At 67.8% G+C, this 17,479-nt stretch carries 14 protein-coding genes, 1 tRNA gene and 1 pseudogene; 10 read left to right on the forward strand and 6 right to left on the reverse strand.

What is annotated here, in order from left to right; translation table 11 throughout:
* Positions 1-75 precede the first annotated feature (75 nt).
* Positions 76-1,098 (reverse strand): MraY family glycosyltransferase, encoded by a 1,023-nt coding sequence (locus SSP08S_RS25185; RefSeq protein WP_019070409.1) that lies wholly within the window; start codon positions 1,096-1,098, stop codon positions 76-78.
* 213 nt (positions 1,099-1,311) lie between these two features.
* Here SSP08S_RS25185 and SSP08S_RS25190 point away from each other — a divergent pair, with 213 nt between their 5' ends.
* On the forward strand, positions 1,312-3,603 hold the full coding sequence (locus tag SSP08S_RS25190) for a (Fe-S)-binding protein (RefSeq protein ID WP_019070410.1): 2,292 nt from the start codon (positions 1,312-1,314) through the stop codon (positions 3,601-3,603).
* Positions 3,604-3,667: 64 nt separating this feature from the next.
* Here SSP08S_RS25190 and SSP08S_RS25195 read toward each other — a convergent pair whose 3' ends face one another.
* Complete coding sequence (locus tag SSP08S_RS25195) at positions 3,668-4,711, reverse strand: hypothetical protein (RefSeq protein ID WP_158697195.1); 1,044 nt, start codon at positions 4,709-4,711, stop codon at positions 3,668-3,670.
* A 147-nt stretch (positions 4,712-4,858) separates the two neighbouring features.
* Here SSP08S_RS25195 and SSP08S_RS25200 point away from each other — a divergent pair, with 147 nt between their 5' ends.
* From SSP08S_RS25200 to SSP08S_RS25215, 4 genes are all read left to right on the forward strand, one after another.
* The gene (locus SSP08S_RS25200) at positions 4,859-5,272 is read left to right on the forward strand and encodes a hypothetical protein (protein WP_019070412.1); all 414 of its coding nucleotides are present in this window, start codon (positions 4,859-4,861) and stop codon (positions 5,270-5,272) included.
* Between the two features lie 66 nt (positions 5,273-5,338).
* Entirely contained in the window at positions 5,339-5,749 is a 411-nt protein-coding gene (locus tag SSP08S_RS25205) for a hypothetical protein (RefSeq protein ID WP_019070413.1), read from the forward strand.
* A gap of 383 nt (positions 5,750-6,132) precedes the next feature.
* Complete coding sequence (locus tag SSP08S_RS25210) at positions 6,133-7,617, forward strand: FG-GAP-like repeat-containing protein (protein WP_019070414.1); 1,485 nt, start codon at positions 6,133-6,135, stop codon at positions 7,615-7,617.
* An 88-nt stretch (positions 7,618-7,705) separates the two neighbouring features.
* Entirely contained in the window at positions 7,706-8,749 is a 1,044-nt protein-coding gene (locus SSP08S_RS25215; RefSeq protein ID WP_078532511.1) for a Yip1 family protein, read from the forward strand.
* A gap of 79 nt (positions 8,750-8,828) precedes the next feature.
* Here the strand turns inward: SSP08S_RS25215 and SSP08S_RS25220 are convergent, their stop codons facing one another.
* The gene (locus SSP08S_RS25220; RefSeq protein WP_019070416.1) at positions 8,829-9,326 is read right to left on the reverse strand and encodes a phosphoribosyltransferase; all 498 of its coding nucleotides are present in this window, start codon (positions 9,324-9,326) and stop codon (positions 8,829-8,831) included.
* A gap of 2 nt (positions 9,327-9,328) precedes the next feature.
* The gene (gene dcd / locus SSP08S_RS25225; protein WP_019055444.1) at positions 9,329-9,904 is read right to left on the reverse strand and encodes a dCTP deaminase; all 576 of its coding nucleotides are present in this window, start codon (positions 9,902-9,904) and stop codon (positions 9,329-9,331) included.
* Positions 9,905-10,433: 529 nt separating this feature from the next.
* On the opposite strand from dcd, the gene SSP08S_RS25235 reads away from it, so the two are divergent.
* From SSP08S_RS25235 to SSP08S_RS25245, 3 genes are all read left to right on the forward strand, one after another.
* Positions 10,434-10,504 (forward strand) — tRNA-Gly (locus SSP08S_RS25235).
* A 309-nt stretch (positions 10,505-10,813) separates the two neighbouring features.
* Positions 10,814-11,047, forward strand: a complete 234-nt coding sequence (locus SSP08S_RS25240) for a hypothetical protein (protein WP_019070418.1) — start codon at positions 10,814-10,816, stop codon at positions 11,045-11,047.
* Positions 11,047-11,439 (forward strand): type II toxin-antitoxin system VapC family toxin, encoded by a 393-nt coding sequence (locus SSP08S_RS25245; protein WP_019070419.1) that lies wholly within the window; start codon positions 11,047-11,049, stop codon positions 11,437-11,439. Before SSP08S_RS25240 ends, SSP08S_RS25245 begins: the two co-directional genes overlap by 1 nt.
* Before the next feature lie 1,049 nt (positions 11,440-12,488).
* Here the strand turns inward: SSP08S_RS25245 and SSP08S_RS25250 are convergent.
* Entirely contained in the window at positions 12,489-13,259 is a 771-nt protein-coding gene (locus SSP08S_RS25250; protein WP_158697196.1) for an alpha/beta hydrolase, read from the reverse strand.
* Between the two features lie 510 nt (positions 13,260-13,769).
* Here SSP08S_RS25250 and SSP08S_RS63540 point away from each other — a divergent pair.
* Together SSP08S_RS63540 and SSP08S_RS58255 are read left to right on the forward strand one after the other, a co-directional pair.
* Positions 13,770-14,324: pseudogene (locus tag SSP08S_RS63540) on the forward strand (hypothetical protein); the annotation flags it as partial.
* Between the two features lie 138 nt (positions 14,325-14,462).
* Complete coding sequence (locus SSP08S_RS58255) at positions 14,463-15,839, forward strand: ricin-type beta-trefoil lectin domain protein (RefSeq protein ID WP_019070421.1); 1,377 nt, start codon at positions 14,463-14,465, stop codon at positions 15,837-15,839.
* 367 nt (positions 15,840-16,206) lie between these two features.
* Here SSP08S_RS58255 and SSP08S_RS25275 read toward each other — a convergent pair whose 3' ends face one another.
* Positions 16,207-16,956, reverse strand: a complete 750-nt coding sequence (locus tag SSP08S_RS25275; RefSeq protein WP_019070422.1) for a hypothetical protein — start codon at positions 16,954-16,956, stop codon at positions 16,207-16,209.
* Positions 16,957-17,479 lie beyond the last annotated feature (523 nt).

Genomic DNA, 17,479 nt, shown 5'->3' on the forward strand with positions numbered 1-17,479 from the left:
CTTGAGTGGAACGGACTCAAGTGTGCACCACACTCATCGCTGGGTCAACAGAGCTGAGTCGAGCAGGCTCAACTCTTATCCGTTCCTTACACGCAACTGGGCCCTGACCTGCGCTGACGCGGCATGCCGCCCCCCGTAGACAGAGACTTTAAGCAGTCCGAATACGACGACCAGGGCCCCGCCCGCCACCCACATCACGGCGGTTTCACCCGCCCACCCGTTGTGTACGAGCACTCCGACGAGCACTCCGGAGAACCCCCCGAGCCCGAGGAGCACCACCGCCCCCTGCGGAGTGAGCCCCAACCGCCGCAGCCGGTGGGCGAGATGGTCCGGGCCGCCCCGCAGCAGCGCCCGCCCGGCCAGCCGCCGCGACAGCAGCACCAGGACGGCGTCGGCGCTCGCGAGGGCGGTGAGCGCGAACAGCACACCCGCACTGGACGCGAGATCGTGTCCGGACCGCGTGACCACGGCCGCCGAGGCGAGCACGAAGCCCGTGAACAGCGACCCGCAGGCGCCGAGCGCGATCCGCGCGGGATGCCAGTTGTGCATCAGGAACCCGGTGAGCGCGGCGGCCAGCACACTCAGCAACACCGCGAGCCCGTCCATCACTTCCATCGCGGCACAGGCCCCCACCCCGAAGGCGGTGACCACCCCCACCGTCCCGGCCAGCCCGTCGGCGTGATCGAGCCCCTTGAAGGCGGCGGCGACGAACACGATCCAGGCCGCCGCCAGCAGCCCGCCGGCCACCCCGAGCTCCCCGTACGGCACGACACAGGCGGCCGCCACCGCCGTACCGAGCAGCAGGACCCGCGTCTTGAGCCGCCACACGTCGGCGACGAGCCCGAGCGCGGCCACGGCGGACCCGGCGACCAGCAGGCCGCCGACGTCATCACCCAGCGGCGCGACACCGGTCCAGTCGCACCCCCAGGTGACCGCGGCGACGGCGATCACGACGGCCAGTCCCCCGAGCAGCGGTACCGGCCGCGCGCGCCGCCGCCGGTCGACGATCCGGGCACGCAGGGCGGGCACCCGGAGCAGCGCGGCGAGGAGGGCGGAGAGGAGCAGGGCGGTCGTGGCGGCGAGAATCCCGTAGAGCACGGTTCCAAATTAGACGCAAATGTACCAATTCAGTACGAATAACACGATCGGACCGTCACAGGTTTTTAAGGCGACCCTCAGCGACATAGATCACCGCACGCCTGGCTACAGTGCGACAGAGAATGGGGGTAATCTCGGTCGGACCGATTAAGTTACCGCTTAGTAATGTTCTGGGTTCGGTAATGACCCCTCGCAGGCCCGAGGAGCCCTGAAATGCAACTCGCCGCGATCATCGTGTCGCTGGTTCTGATCGTGGTCGGTGTGGCGCTGTTCGCCCGTGCCGTCCTGCAGATCTACACCTTCATGCGACTCGGCCAGAACGTGCCCGCGGGCACCCGCACCGACGAGCCCGTCCAGCGGACCGTCACCGTGGCCAAGGAGTTCCTCGGCCACACCCGGATGAACCGCTGGGGCGTCGTCGGGGTCGCGCACTGGTTCGTGGCGGTGGGCTTCTTCTCGCTGCTGCTGACGATCGTCAACGCCATCGGCCAGCTGTTCAAGGCCGACTGGCTGCTGCCGGTCATCGGCGAGTGGGCGCCGTACAACGTCTTCGTCGAGTTCATCGGCACCATGACGGTCCTCGGCATCCTCGCCCTGATCGTGATCCGCCAGCTCAGCAAGCCGAACAAACCGGGCCGCAAGTCCCGCTTCGCCGGCTCCAACTTCGGCCAGGCGTACTTCGTCGAGGCCGTCATCCTCATCGTCGGCGTCTGCATCTTCATGCTGCACGCGCTCGAAGGCGCCCAGCACCACGTCGACGCGTACGAGGCCTCCTTCTTCATCTCGTACCCGGTGGTGTCGGGCCTTCGGCACCTGGACGTCTCCACGCTCCAGAACCTCACCTACCTCTTCGCCGGCGTGAAGATCGCGACCTCCTTCATCTGGATGATCACGGTCGCCCTGAAGACCGACATGGGCGTCGCCTGGCACCGCTTCCTGGCCTTCCCGAACATCTGGTTCAAGCGGAACGCGGACGGCGGTACGTCCCTGGGCGCCCTGCTCCCGATGACGTCCGGCGGCAAGCCGATCGACTTCACCGACCCGGGCGACGACGACGTCTTCGGTGTGTCCCAGGTCGAGCAGTTCTCCTGGAAGGGCCTGCTCGACTTCTCCACCTGCACCGAGTGCGGCCGCTGCCAGTCGCAGTGCCCCGCCTGGAACACCGGCAAGCCGCTCTCCCCCAAGCTCCTGATCATGTCCCTCCGGGACCACGCCCACGCCAAGGCGCCCTACCTGCTCGCGGGCGGCGGCAAGTCCATGGAGGGCGAGGAGAAGGCGACGGAGGAGCAGCTGGCCGGCGTCCCCGCCGCGGCTCTGGCGGAGGCCGAGCGCCCGCTGATCGGCACCTTCGAGGACAACGGCGTCATCGACCCCGACGTCCTGTGGTCCTGCACCACCTGCGGCGCCTGCGTCGAGCAGTGCCCCGTCGACATCGAGCACGTCGACCACATCGTCGACATGCGCCGCTACCAGGTGATGATCGAGAGCGCGTTCCCGTCCGAGGCCGGGACGATGCTCAAGAACCTGGAGAAGAAGGGCAACCCCTGGGGCCTGGCCAAGAAGCAGCGCCTGGAGTGGCTCAAGGAGGTCGAGTTCGAGGTCCCGGTCGTCGGCCAGGACATCGAGGACCTCACCGAGGTCGAGTACCTGTACTGGGTCGGCTGCGCCGGCGCCCTGGAGGACCGCGCCAAGAAGACCACGAAGGCCTTCGCGGAACTCCTCCACATCGCGGGCGTCAAGTTCGCGATCATGGGCGGCGACGAGAAGTGCACCGGCGACTCCGCGCGCCGCCTCGGCAACGAGCCCCTCTTCCAGGAGCTCGGCATGGAGAACGTCATGGCACTGAACATGGCGTTCGGCGAGGAACTGGACGACGACGGCAAGGTGGTGCCGGAGTCGGCGAAGCCCCGCGCCGCGAAGAAGATCGTCGCGACCTGCCCGCACTGCCTCAACACCATCGGCAACGAGTACCCGCAGCTCGGCGGCGACTACGAGGTCGTCCACCACACCCAGCTGCTCCAACACCTCGTCGACGAGGGCAAGTTGATCCCGGTGACGCCCGTCGAGGGCATCATCACCTACCACGACCCGTGCTACCTGGGCCGCCACAACAAGATCTACACGCCCCCGCGCGAGATCATCGCCAGCGTCCCCGGCCTCCGCAACGAGGAGATGCACCGCCACAAGGAACGCGGCTTCTGCTGCGGCGCGGGCGGCGCCCGCATGTGGATGGAAGAGCGCATCGGCAAGCGCATCAACAACGAGCGCGTGGACGAGGCCCTCTCCCTGAACCCCGACATCGTGTCGACGGCCTGCCCCTTCTGCCTCGTCATGTTGACCGACTCGGTCAACGGCAAGAAGAACGACGGCAAGGCGAAGGAGTCGATCCAGGTGGTCGACGTAGCGCAACTCCTCCTGGACTCGGTCAAGAAGCCGGCCGACGACGAGCCCCCCGCGGGCACGGCGGAACCGGAGAACGCCCCGGAGCCCCAGCCCGTGAAGTAACAAGCCTGTCCGCTACGACGACGCCCCGCACCCCCGCCGAAGGGTGCGGGGCGTCGTCGTCCCGTCAGTCGTCGTCCCCGATGGTCCCCACGGAGGTGAAGACGTACACGAGGAGGACGAGGATGAAACCGCCCCCGGCGAACAACTCCTCCGGCAGACTCGCCTCGTCCCCCAGAAGCAACGGGCGCCAGCCCAGGAAGACGGCCACGGTCAGGGCCCCGCGGACCGTCTGGACCCCAGGTGACCAGGCCAGCCGCTGCAGGGCCCCGGTTCCGGCCGTGAAGGTGAACACGGCGGCCAGTACGCACCCGATGACCATGACGAGCACAAAGGCGACGAGGGCGTCCCTGCCGTCGCCTCCGCCCGAGAAGGCACTCCAGCGGCCCCCGGCGAGCGCGCGCAGATCCTTGCGCTCATGCACGTACCCGCCCAGCTCAGGGGCCGACGGAGCCCAGAGCACCGCCACCTCGGCACCGGCGCGGGGCTTGTCGTACGTATAGGCACCCTTCACGACAAGCCGCTCGGGCCCGCCCGGCACGGCGACCACCAACCGCGCCGAATACCCCCGTACGACGTCCTCGCTCAGGTCCTCCCGCACCCCGCCCGGCCGCTCCACGACGGTGGCGGTACTCACCCTCGCCCCGGCGTCCCGCAGGGCGTCGACCCGGTCGTCACCGCTACCGGTGCCCAGCAGTCCGACGAACAGCGCGCCGGAGGCGAGGCCCACGAGAAGCCACACGGCGCAGGTACGGAGCCGGATCCAGGCCCGGGACTCCGAGGAGCGCCCGAGCACGTAGCCCAAGGGCGGACGCCGACGACTGAGGACTTCGGGCTCCAGCCGGTCGTACGGAGCCCAACTCCCGCTGCCATCCGACTTCTTGAGGGAAACACCACCTCCGGTCCCTCCGAACCGCCGCAACCCCCACAACGCCCCCACCCGGACCACGGCACACCCCGCGGCAACGGCTCCCCACGCCAACAACCCGTTCCACGGCCGCGGTACGGCCCCGACCCCGAGCAACCACGTACAGGCCACCGCGACGGCGACCCACCCCACCAGCCCGCACAGCCGCACGGCCCACACCAGCACAGCCCACACAAACCCCACCCCCCGCTCCCCCATGGTGTAGCGCGCTACACCATGCATTCGGGAGAACGGTCCCTCGTGACGGCGAGCGCGCGACGGAATCGTAGAGGACAGAGATCAGGCCCCGAAGCCCCCTTTCCTCCTCCCTCTTCCCCCGAAGGAAATCCCGTGAAATCGCTGCTCGCCACCGTGAAGTCGTTCATCGCCAACCTGCTGCTGTGGTCGTTCTTCATCGGCGGCCTCGCCGCGAGCACGGCCTCCGGCGCCGTACTCGACGGCACGGCGAAGACCGCGGCCACCTTCGCCGGTATCGCCGTCTCGCTGCTGACGGGTTCTCGCATCGCGAAGAAGCCGAAGATCAAGGCATTCCTCTCGAAGACGTCGACCCTGTGCTTCCTGTTCCTGTTCAACGGCGGTGTGGCCGTGGCCAGTTACTTCGCCATGGACGGCGCCAAGGGCATCGCGACGGCGGCCGGAATGGGCCTGGTCTCCCTGGGCGCGGCGGGCGGCCTCATCTCCAACCTCCGCAAGGGCCCGGCCTCGGCGTCCCCCCGGACCTCGACGGACGAGCCCTGGGCCTGAGCCTGACGGCCCGATCAGCAGTCACTCACCGAACCCGCCCCCGAACCTGCCCTCGAAAGGCCTCCCATGACCGTGCATCGCCCCCGCGTACGCCGTACGGCAACGCTGGTCACCCTCGTTGCCACCGCGACCCTCACCGCCGGCCTCCTCACGGCCTGCGACCCCACCGATACCTCGAACTCGCTGGACTGCCTGGGGAATTGGAACACCATCTCCGACAGCCTCAAGGCAATCCACGAGGCGGGTGTGGACGCGGCGAAGGACCCGACCCGCACCGACGAATCCATCACCACGATCGACAAGAACCTCGACAAGATCAACGCGAACTCGGACGACAACAAGGTCAACAAGGCCGCGGACGACCTCGAAAAGGCGATCTCCGACTACAACAAGGCGATCCTGAACGGCGATACGAACCCGGATTCCAGCAAGATCGACGCGGCAGCGGACGAACTCAAGAACGTCTGTACGTCATAACGACAGTGGACGTCGGGCCACTCGCTTCTTTGCCAGTGTCGGGCTTCCACGGACCGAGTAAAGGGCGCTGCGCTGCGCTCCGCGTCGGCTCCGCCGATGACCCTGCGGGTCACCCTTGACTAGGTCCGCTCCAGCCCGGTTGAGAAGCGAGTGGCCCAACGGCAACTTCACAACACACGCAAACACCACCCCGCCCCTCCCACCAACCTCAGAGATTTACCGAGCTCACGCACAACCCTTACGCCCCACCAAGGGTCTCCTGATCGCCAACCACCCGTGAAGCCAAGGACAACCCCCGGCAAACACGGACGGTACGCACCCCATCGACACCTCATCGACGCGGATGCCAGCCACGCATCCCCGCATGCCGCAGGAGACCCCGCATGCAGCAGTACCTGCGACTCGCCCTCGCGACGGCCGCCGCGGCCGCGCTGACGGGCGGTCTGCTCAGCCTCTCGGTGACGACAGCTACCGCCGCCGACTCCTTCAAGGTCGCGAAGGCCGACTTCAACGGCGACGGCATCGGTGATGTCGTCGTCTCCGCGCCGGGCGCGTACGTCACCGGCAAGGCCGACGCCGGTCAGGTCGTGGCCCTGTACGGCACGGCCACCGGAGTGTCGTCGACGAAGCGTTCGACGCTGAGCCAGAACTCCGGCAACGTGCCGGGTACCGCCGAGAAGGGCGACTACTTCGGCTACGCCACGGCCTACGCCGACTTCAACGGCGACGGATACGACGACCTCGCCGTGGGCTCGCCGTACGAGAAGGTCGGCACGGACACCGACGGCGGCGCGCTCGCGATCCTGTGGGGCTCGAGGAGCGGCCTCACCGGCAAGAGCAGCGACGTACCGGACCCGGCCGTGTCCGGGCACGACAACTGGGGCCAGACGCTGGCCGCCGGCGACTTCGACGGCGACGGCAAGGCGGATCTGGCGGTGGGCAGTTCGGCCGCGACCGTCTACGTCTACAAGGGCGGCTTCAGCAGCTCCACCGGCAAGCCCGGCGGCCGTTACACGATCAAGCCCCCGATCCAGCCCGGCACGACCGGTTTCCCGTACGGCCCGCAGCACCTCACGGCCGGTGACGTCAACGGCGACGGCCGCACCGACCTGGTGGTCGACGGCTACGAGACCCAGACCAGCAACGGCTGGAACACCAACTACCTCGTGCCCGGCACCGCGAGCGGTCTGAGTGTCGCCTCAGTGCAGACCCTCAAGCCCGGCATCGTCACCGGCATCGGCGACATCAACGGCGACGGTTACGGCGACATCGTCACCGGCGCCGGCTGGGACGCCACGACGAGCGACGGTACGACCGTCCCGGACTCGGCGAACGGCGGCAAGGTGAACATCACCTACGGTTCCGCGTCCGGCCCCGCCGCGACCACCGGCATCACCCAGAACTCCGGGAACATACCGGGCAGTTCGGAGAAGGGCGACGCCTTCGGCTGGGACCTGGACCTGGGTGACGTCAACGGCGACGGCTACCAGGACGTCGTGGTCTCCGCCCCGAACGAGGACCTCGGCGCCGCCACCAACGCCGGCATGGTCACGGTCATCTACGGCTCCGCCAGCGGCGTCAACACCACGACGGGCGTCCAGTCCTTCGCCCAGAGCACGGCCGGCGTCCCCGGCGCCGACGAGAAGAACGACCTCTTCGGCGCCGACGTCAAGCTCGACGACGTCAACGGCGACGGCAGGGCGGACCTGATCGTCGGCTCGTACGAGAACAGCGCCGACGGCGCGGTCACCTACCTGCCCTCCAACGGCACGAAGATCGTCACGACCGGCTCCCGTGCCATCTCCGCGGGCGCGGCGGGTGTCTCGACGGCGGGCACACCGCAGTTCGGCTCGCTGTTCGCCGACTAGGTCTCAGCTCCTTCTCTCCGCCGGGCCCGTGGCCGTACGCCACGGGCCCGGCGGCCGTCCGCTCCCTCTCCCCTACGTCCCTTAGGGGATGTCACAGCTCGGCAGCAAAGCCCCGCCCGAAACCCCCGGCCCGGCCCGTGACTCTGCGGAACCAGGTACGTTCGATGACGTGGCTGGATTCAGGATCGGACGCGGCGGCCGGGACGGCCGGGCCCCGCAAGCGCGCCCTCAACAACCTCCGTACGGGCAGCAGGCTCCCCCGGCACCGCAGGGAGCGCCGCAGAGACAGCCGTACGGCTACCCCTCTGCGCCGCAGCCGCAGCCGTACCCGCAGCAGCAACCGCAGTACGGAAGCCCCGCGGGCGGCGGCCGGCAGTGGTCCCAGGCGAACGGCGGCAACGGCGCCTACGGCGACGAGCCGGAGTACTTCGGCGACGGCGGCTACGGCCAGGGCGGTCACCCGACCACCCCCGACCCGTACGCGGCGAACAACCCGGGCAACACCCAGGCGTTCTCCGTAGGTGAGGACCCGTACACCCAGGGCGGTACGTACCGCGCGGGCTCGGCGCAGGCCCCCACGGGCCCGGTCGGCCCCCGTCTGCACTGGAAGGACCTGCTGCGGGGCATCGTCCTCGAACCCCGGCAGACGTTCCTCCAGATGCGCGACTACACGATGTGGGCCCCCGCCCTGATCGTGACGTTCCTCTACGGCCTGCTCGCGGTCTTCGGCTTCGACGGCGCCCGCACGGACGCCATAAACGCCACGCTGGCGAACGCGGTCCCGATCGTCCTGATCACCGCCGTGGCACTGGTGCTGTCGTCCTTCGTCCTGGGCGTGGTCACCCACACCCTGGCCCGCCAGCTGGGCGGCGACGGAGCGTGGCAGCCCACGGTCGGTCTGTCCATGCTGATCATGTCGATCACGGACGCCCCCCGCCTGATCTTCGCCATGTTCTTCGGCGGCGACGCCACCTTCGTCCAGGCCCTCGGCTGGGCCACCTGGGTGGCGGCCGGCGTGCTCCTGACGATGATGGTCAGCCGCTCCCACGACCTTCCCTGGCCCAAGGCCCTGGGCGCCTCCGCGATCCAGCTGATCGCCCTGCTGTCGATCGTGAAACTGGGCACGTTCTAGAGGTTCTTCGGTGACGACGACTGTGGGCTCCCGGTGCGTACCGGGAGCCCACCGTCGTCGTAGGAACTGCTAGCCACCCTCAGGCGTCGAGAACCTGACCCGTGCGCCGGACCACCGGCGGTTCGACGGACCACGGGAAGTTGATCCAGTCGTCGGTGCGCTTCCACACGTACTCGCACTTCACCAGCGACTGCGACTTCTCGTAGACGACCGCGCTGCGGACCTCGGCGACGGTGTCCAGGCAGAAGTCGCGGACCAGTTTGAGCGTCTTGCCGGTGTCGGCGACGTCGTCGGTGATCAGGACCTTCTTGGAGGAGAAGTCGATGGCGTTGGGGACGGGGGCGAGCATGACGGGCATGTCGAGGGTGGTGCCGACGCCGGTGTAGAACTCCACGTTGACGAGGTGGATGTTCTTGCAGTCGAGGGCGTAGGCGAGGCCGCCGGCGACGAAGACTCCACCGCGGGCGATGCTGAGGATGATGTCGGGCTCGTAGCCGTCGTCGGCGATGGTCTGCGCGAGTTCGCGGACGGCGACGCCGAACGTGTCGTAGGTGAGGTTCTCCCGTACGGCGTCCATGCTCACACCTGCGTCCGGTGGAAGTTGAGGAAGGAGCGGGAGGCGGTGGGGCCGCGCTGGCCCTGGTAGCGGGAGCCGTAGCGCTCGCTGCCGTAGGGGAACTCGGCGGGCGAGGTGAGCCGGAACAGGCAGAGCTGGCCGATCTTCATGCCGGGCCAGAGCTTGATGGGGAGGGTCGCGAGGTTCGACAGCTCCAGTGTCACGTGGCCGGAGAAGCCGGGGTCGATGAAGCCGGCGGTGGAGTGCGTGACGAGCCCGAGGCGGCCGAGGGAGGACTTGCCCTCCAGGCGCGAGGCGAGGTCGTCGGGGAGCGATACGACCTCGTAGGTCGAGGCGAGCACGAACTCGCCGGGGTGGAGGATGAACGGCTCGTCGCCCTCCGGTTCCACCAGCCGCGTCAGGTCCGCCTGCTCGATGGAGGGGTCGATGTGGGGGTAGCGGTGGTTCTCGAACACCCGGAAGTAGCGGTCGAGGCGCACGTCGACACTCGACGGCTGCACCATGGATTCGTCGTAGGGATCGATCCGGACCCGCCCGGCGTCGATCTCGGCCCGGATGTCCTTGTCTGAGAGAAGCACGCCCCGAGGATACGCAAGACGCGCGGACCGACCACAATCGGACGGACCCGCGCGCCAGCGACTGCCTACCGCGTTACGGCTACTGCTTCGCCGTCACCGCTACTGCTTCTCCAAGGTCACCGGCACCGCGCTGCGGAGCCGGGCACACCGTGGACACCGGACGAGCCGTCCGGGGCCGAGCCGCTCGGCCTGCTGCATCGGGAACGAAGCGGTGCTGAACACGTGCCCATCGGCACAACGGACGACGGTGCGCTCCATCAAGTCCATGAGTCCCTTCCCCAAGAGCCGCGTCCGGCTGCTGCTCGCCGGACGCCAAATGCCACATTACGGGATGAAAGGAACGACTCTCCAGGCGGCACTCCGTCCCACCCGGACCCTCTTCCACGCCTCCACCGTACGCCCCAACTCCGGTCCCCCGCAGCCGCGTCCACCCTCCGAAACACGACCGTCACCCCAGGGCTTCAGCGCCGCCGACCGGGCATGAGGTAGAGTGAGCGGGCATTCGACACCGGCTCAACCGGCGTCTTACGCGGGTGTAGTTTAGTGGTAGAACATCAGCTTCCCAAGCTGAGAGTGCGAGTTCGATTCTCGTCACCCGCTTTTCTTGAAGCCCCAGGTCAGCAGCCTGGGGCTCTTTCATGGCGGGCTCTCAGTCGCATTTTCCGGCGCACAAGACACCCGAAGATTGGGCACGCGGAGGGCACGAGCGCTTGCCGAGTGCCACCCACTCGCCACTCCGACTGCCGGAACACGCCGCTGACCTGCCGTTTCATGACACTCACCGCAGCGGTCACCGATGAGAGCCCTCAGCCTGCCGCCCCCTGCGGACCAACTGGCGCTTTCCTGCACTGTGAAGGGGACAGCAGTCTCAGGCTTGCCATGTAAGACAGATCGTCTTACATTGGTTTCATGGCTGACACCATCACGATCCGCAGCGACTCGGAGACCGAGCACGCTCTGGACGTTCTCACCCATGACGGCAGTTCACGCTCGGCAGCCATCCGCCAAGCCGTGCTCGAAGCCGCCCTACGCAAAGAGCGGGCCGCCGCGATGCGTCGCGCCGTCCTGCGTATGCCGCTTGGTGAACCGGACGGCATCGACATCGCCGCGGAAATCGCCCACAGTCGCGAGGACGAGCGCTGATGATCTATCTCGACTCGGCCGCCGTCGTGAAACTCGTCCACGCCGAGTCCGAGTCGCAGGCTTTGCGCGACTGGCTCGACGAACGAGCCGAGACCGGATGGACGAGTTCGGTTCTGGTGGAGATCGAGTCGTCGCGGGCCCTTGGGCGCTACGCCCCGGAGGCTGTCGCCCGGCTCCACCCGGTCCTCGACCTGATCGAGTTGGTGGAGCTGGATGCCGGCATTCGCATCTTGGCCCAGACCGTCAAACCTGTGACCGTACGGAGTCTGGACGCCATCCACCTGGCAACGGCTCTCCGTATCCGCTCCCAGCTGACCTCCTTCGTCACGTACGACAAACGACTGGCCGATGCTGCTCAAGCAGCCGGACTGACCGTCGACATGCCCAACTGAGACATCTCTTCACCGTCAGGGCCCGGCAGAGGCTCCCGGCCTATGGATACCTGAGGCGTCGCCCGAGCAAAGCGTCAGGCCACCGCTCAGCAAGCCTTCGGTGGAACACACGTCGACGTCCCGCTGAAGGCGCCCGCATCGACCTCGCTTCAACCGCGTGCCCCATCCGTGCCCTTCAGGGCGGACGACAACGGCCACCAAAGGTGCGATCCCGACCCGCCCACGGGGCCTGACCTCACGTTTCCACAGGTCAGTACAGTAGTCGGCGAGCAAGCTCCGTCGCTTCCCAAGCTAAGAGTGCGAGTTCGATTCTCGTCACCCGCTCCATGCGAAACCCCCGGGTCGATCACCCGGGGGTTCTTTGCTGTCCAGTCCAATGTGCGGTTTCCGCGCCCCCCGCGTGCCCCGAGTGCAGGTGGTCCCCCACGAGTCGACCCCGCTCGCGTCCCATCTGGCGTCCATCCTCCGCCCGGCGACGTCGTCCTCGTGAAGGCGTCCCGCGGCGGACAGCTTTGACAGATCGCCCAAGCACTCACCGGACAGCCCGTCACCGGCCTGTGAGCAGCCGTCGGACCATCACTTGTCGAGCAGCCATGGGCCCGATCAAACGGAGCAGCCGACCTCCGCGATGAGTTCCGGGCTGTCCCTCGTGAGAACCGAAGCGGCGCTTTCGCGGGTCAGCGCATCGCCCTACGCGAACACACCACCATTTCCTGCGCCGCCGACCGCTACACACTCCAAGTCGACTTCAGCGTAATCGCGAGGTCATGGCTACTGACTAAATAAACTCGCCGAATTGAAGCGGGCCGAATTCGGTCTGCGGGTATCGCCGCTTCCCTTATGGGACGAAGAGCTCCCGCAAGCCGGATGCTTGCGGGAGCCCTTCTGCCCTCGGAGTGCGCGCGGAGCGCGGCCTGCGGTAGCGAGTCCCTCCCAGTCCTGCGTGGTCGTGGGGGCATCGCGTGTGCCGGTACGACGGCGAAGCAAGCCCATGGCACAGCCGCAGAAGCCCCGCGCCGATCAAACAGGCGCCCTGCTACTGGGACGGATCAGTGCACGGAGTTGGCGGCGGCGACGATGGCGCGGTCGACCGCTCCCGGGCTGATCGAAGGAACGTCGTGTCCCGAGCGGGTGTAGGTGATGTGGGCGCCCACCCGGTTGGCCTGGAACTTCTGGGCGGCCGTCGGCACAGCGTGGTCCTCCGTCGAGATGACCGCCCACTTCGGCGTCTTCGCCGGCGGATTCACCGTGGCCTTGTCGGTGAAGGCCGAAAGGGCGACCGGCTCCTGAGTCACCGAGGCGACGCTGATGGCCGACTTCGACAGCCCGTTGCCGTACACGGTCCCGAACTTGTCCGCCTTGAGGTACACGTCGGTGTCACCGCCGGGCAGCGGAACGGTGCGGAAGTTCTCCGAAACGAGCTGCGACCCGGGGAACTGTCCGATCAGTGAGCCGGCGGCTTCTCCCGCCTTGGGGATGAGAGCCGCCACGTAGACGAGGGCCTTGACGTTCGACGTCGTCGCGGCGACCTGGCTGACGACCTCTCCCGCGTAGGAGTGGCCGACCAGCACCACGGGACCCTTGACGGTCTTGACCTGCGCCTCGACATAGGCGCTGTCGAAGGCCAGGCCGCGCAGCGGGGTGTCGATCGCGAGGACCGGGTAGCCCTGCTGCCGCAGGTAGCCGATCTCGCTGCTCCAGCTGGAGGAGTCGGCGAACGCCCCGTGGACCAGGACCACCGTCGGCTTCGCGCGGTGCGCCGTCTGCGAGGCGACGGCGTGATCGTTCGCCCTGGTCGTGACGGCGCTCGCGTTCGTCACGGCAAGCGAGGCTACGACCGCGCCACTCACCAGCCCGGCAGCCACCAGCGTTTTGATTCGAACGGTGGACTTCATTTGTTGTTATTCCTCTCGAAGTTGTCCAGCCGAATCGGCAGAGGAAGCGCCATGGTCCGCATGAACACGGAAACCTTTTCTCTTGCGGCCTGCTGCGCTTCGCCAAATCAACTATGGCGGTCGCTTCGGCGGAACGCTAATGCCAATCCCGCTCCCGTCCATGTCGATCCGGCATGAGCCGGCGAACGACATTTCCAGCACCGAATTCCTGACGTTTTAAGTGCGCGGAAATACAGAGAATGAGGCACTGCGACGGGTACGAACGGGCACGGTCGCCACAGGACTGCGGTCGTCCCGGTGACCGGCCGACGATCATGTGAAGCCGGTGACGTCAGCACGCCGACAGCTGATGTCACAGGGTTCGAACCCCTGCCGTTCATCCATGACTTGGAGCCTCAGTGCACTACGGACTCATCGCTCCGAGCGCGCTCGCCACCGCCCCACAGCAACGGTGGATACGACGTCTCCCATTACGACCTGCGGCTGAAGTACCAGTCGGCACGGACGAGTTGGCGGGGACTCCCAGGACGGGGTTGGACCAGGGCGCGGACATCACCGTCGTAGTGCGCTACAGCGAGACACCCGCGTCGAAGCATGCATACGGATTCACCGCCTGGCTGTACACGGCGGACGGCGCGGTCGCGGCCAACGAGCCGGAGTCGGCGTGGTGATGGTTCCCCATCCGTACGACGCGCTCGGCGGCCATGTGCCGGACGTGCCCACCGGTTTCGCGCTGGAGACCCGGACCCGGCCCTTCTACAGCCCCCCCGAGGGGGGCCGCAGAAGCACACCTACAGCAACGCGTCGGTCGTGGACTTCCAGCGGTACGCCGAGAAGGTGTCCCGCAGGGAGCTGGGCGCGCTGTTCGACACATGGCTCTTCAAGCCGGCCAAGCCGGCGGTGCCCGCCGCGGTCGGCAGGTCTTCCCTTCCGGTTCGGCCCAAGTCGTGGAAGCAGATCGAGGCGACGAACGAGGTGCACGAGCACTGAGCGGTGGGCAGCCCGCGTCTTCCCCCGTCACCATCGCGGCCCTGTTCGGCTGAGCGGCGGACCGCCGGGCCGGCCACAACGGTCACGGCACACCCCGTTCTCGGGCGCCGTCATGTGTACATCCAGATAGGACAAGTAGTGCGCATACACAAACTGGGCTCTGCCCTGGTCGGAGTCGTCGCCGTGCTGGCGCTGACCACCGGATCACCTGCTTCCGAAGCAGCCGCTCCCGCCCAGCCGGACTCCGGCTCACCCGCGCCCGGTGCCCTGCACAGCGAGCACGTGGTCCCCGGCAAGACGGGGTCGGCGGTTCGGAAGGAACTGCCTGCCGAGGTCTCCCGGCGGTTCTACGAGCTCAACTTCGCCGGGCACGTCGGCTCGGTCGGCGTCGCCGAGGACGCGCCGTCCGCCGCGGATGCCACCACGAGCGCCCTGTCCTCCTGGACGGGGAAGTTCCACGCCTCCTGGGGCGTCTCCCCGACCAGCGGAACCATGCACGGAGCGCAGGCCACGCACAGCGTGAACCTCTCGGCCCCGGTCACCGGCGACGACACGGTCTACGCGCCGACCCTGGACCCGAGTTACGCGAGCTGCATCGAGATGACCACGATCTACTTCCGCAGCTCGATCTGGGTCGGCGCGTGGGACTGGTGTGCGGCAGCGCCGGGCTGGGCGAAGACCACGGTCGTCGACTCCGCCTTCCTGGACACCTACACCAAGAAAGTGAACGGCCGGCCGTCGTACTCGGTCCAGGACATCCAGACCAATGCGACGACCAACGAGTGGACCTCGTACCTCTACAACTACGACACGCACGCCTGGGAGCCCTTCTTCCAGAGCGCGAACACCAGCAAGCTCGGCAGTTCCGGCGGCGGCTGGGACATGATGGAGGTCTACACGAACTACGACCCCACGACCGGTGAGGGCCAGTACTGCGCGGAGACCAAGGGCGCGGTGTACCAGACCACGGGACTCCAGTACCAGTCCTCCTACGGCGGCGGCTGGACGGCGGCCACGGCGGCCAACTCGACCGTGCCGGCCACCGTGAAGTCGTCCGACCTCGGTTGCTCGGATCTGTCCTACGCGGTGCTGACGGCGAACAGCGGGTTCTCCTTGACCAACGAGAAGAACCCGACGGGCCCCCTCAGCAACTCCGCCGGGATGTGTGTGGACAACCGCTCGGGGAACACCACGAACGGCAACCCGATCCAGCTGTATTGGTGCAACGACACGAACTCGCAGCAGTGGACGCTGAACCTCAACGGCACGCTGACGGTGGAGAACAAGTGCATGGCCGTCAAGGGCGGAGGCACGGCCGACGGCACCGCCGTGGAGCTGGACGACTGCGACGGCTCCGGCGGCGGGACCTGGCAGACGCGCGCCGACGGCACGATCTACAACCCGCAGTCCGGCAAGTGCCTTGATGCCACCGCGAATTACACCACCGCCGGCACGCAGCTCCAGATCGCGAGCTGCACCGGTGCCGTCAACCAGAGGTGGAACCTGCCCACCTGACACTGCGTCGAGGGCGGCCTGCCGAAGCGTGCTCACGCACCCGGTAGGCCGCCCTGTGGTGGGATCCCTCGAAGTCTCCGGTGGGGGCCGGACCTGCTCGGACAAGAGCGCGCGAGGGCCCATGGCACCGGACACGACGATGTTCCCGCCTCCCGTCCGTCTCTTCCGCCGCCCCCTGCCCTCCAGGCGTCCAGAAGCGCGGCCCGGACCGCCTCCTCCGACTCCTCCGGTTCCGTGTCTTCGCCGGAAGTCGCCGCTCGCTCGTCCATGTTTCGTCTCTCCGTCGGTCTGTTCGCCTCGGTCGGCAGTGGGCGGTCCGGGCTGTCGCATCGAGCTCCGGGTCCGTAGGAGCCGTTCAGTCGTCACTTCAGTGCCTGCCGCGCTTCGCCGGCCCAGGCGTTTCCCGGGTCTTTTCGACGACGCCCATGAACGTCGTACGCCCCCATTGGGTCGTGCAGTCGACCGACAGTCCACGCCGTGCGAGGCGCTCGTCGAGCCGTACGATCCTGCCGTGCAGCGCTCGGCGGCTCATCGGTTCCCCGGCGGTACCGAGCAGCAGGCACAGGTCGTGGCAGCACCAGGGCCGCGAGGCGGAACAGAGGACCTCGAACAGCACCTGCTGGGAGTGCTGTTGGAGGCCGACCTCACGGAACGCTGGCGAATCCTCGGCTTGCCGCTGCCGCGTGGGTCTCATGTCCAGCCATCGCCGCTCCGCGGTGATTCTGCTCGCGAGTTCCCTGGGCGGCGAGTCGCGGAGGAGGACGTTGGCGGCGCCCGCCAGGAGAAGCCCTACGGAATCCGTGTGATCGGGTACGAGCACGACCACGGATGAGATGTTGCTGAGCGCGCGCACGCGTTGCTCAAGACCGTCGCTCCACTGCGCCCCGGGTACGTCCAGGACGGCGAGGCGAGTGCCGGCCTCGTGCAGCAGCGCGCCGTAAGCCCGCTCGGAGCCCCAGTTATGAGTCCGGGCGGGCAGCACATGCTGACTGCGCAGGGCGCGGAGCAAGGACGCCGTCCGCTCGCGCTGAAGCGTGAGCACCGTGCTCACGGGATAGGTGACTTCCTCCTCTTCCATGAGGCCGATGGGACCGTGGCCGATGCTGAGGTCGGTCATGTTCGACGTTCGCCCTCCGGGGTTGCGGAGCCTGGACCTGGGCTGGAGGCGTTGGCGAAGGCCGGCCCTCTCGGACGTCAGCGGGTCGGCGGGCGACAGAGGCGGACCCGCCCCGCCCGCCGATTCTCGGTCAGGCTCCGCCGATATCGCCGATACCGACTCGGGCCGTTCTGATGCCGGATCGGCATGTGCCCAGCTCCCCGACACGCCATTCGCACAACTGCCGTGCCGCAGTGTCTGTTCGGCCCCTGTCGAGGTCCTGTTGGTACCCGATGCGCCACGGCAGCCGTGAACACGTCACCCGGACCCCTACGTTGGTCCACGTCGGCCTCCCCCGGTCCCCCTCGGTGGGAGGCCGCGCCGATGCCCGTCGAGTCGCCTTCGGCGTCGGAGTCATGGAGAGCGCGGCCTGTCGAAAGGCCAAGTGACGTGCGCCCTGTGGGTTGCCGCTCGCCCTTCCCGTTCCGCCCTTCCCGTACAGAGAGCCGAACAACGATGCTCGAAGAGCTTCATGTCCAGTCCG

This window comes from Streptomyces hokutonensis (assembly GCF_000376565.1).
Lineage (GTDB): Bacteria > Actinomycetota > Actinomycetes > Streptomycetales > Streptomycetaceae > Streptomyces > Streptomyces hokutonensis.

What these genes read in the sequence shown, in the direction of transcription:
- SSP08S_RS25190 (WP_019070410.1), top strand. Translation starts at nt 1,312, where the DNA reads ATGCAACTCGCCGCGATCATCGTGTCGCTGGTTCTGATCGTGGTCGGT.
- SSP08S_RS25205 (WP_019070413.1), top strand. Translation starts at nt 5,339, where the DNA reads ATGACCGTGCATCGCCCCCGCGTACGCCGTACGGCAACGCTGGTCACC.
- SSP08S_RS25210 (WP_019070414.1), top strand. Translation starts at nt 6,133, where the DNA reads ATGCAGCAGTACCTGCGACTCGCCCTCGCGACGGCCGCCGCGGCCGCG.
- SSP08S_RS25215 (WP_078532511.1), top strand. Translation starts at nt 7,706, where the DNA reads ATGTCACAGCTCGGCAGCAAAGCCCCGCCCGAAACCCCCGGCCCGGCC.
- SSP08S_RS25220 (WP_019070416.1), bottom strand. Translation starts at nt 9,326, where the DNA reads ATGGACGCCGTACGGGAGAACCTCACCTACGACACGTTCGGCGTCGCC.
- SSP08S_RS25240 (WP_019070418.1), top strand. Translation starts at nt 10,814, where the DNA reads ATGGCTGACACCATCACGATCCGCAGCGACTCGGAGACCGAGCACGCT.
- SSP08S_RS25245 (WP_019070419.1), top strand. Translation starts at nt 11,047, where the DNA reads ATGATCTATCTCGACTCGGCCGCCGTCGTGAAACTCGTCCACGCCGAG.
- SSP08S_RS25275 (WP_019070422.1), bottom strand. Translation starts at nt 16,956, where the DNA reads ATGACCGACCTCAGCATCGGCCACGGTCCCATCGGCCTCATGGAAGAG.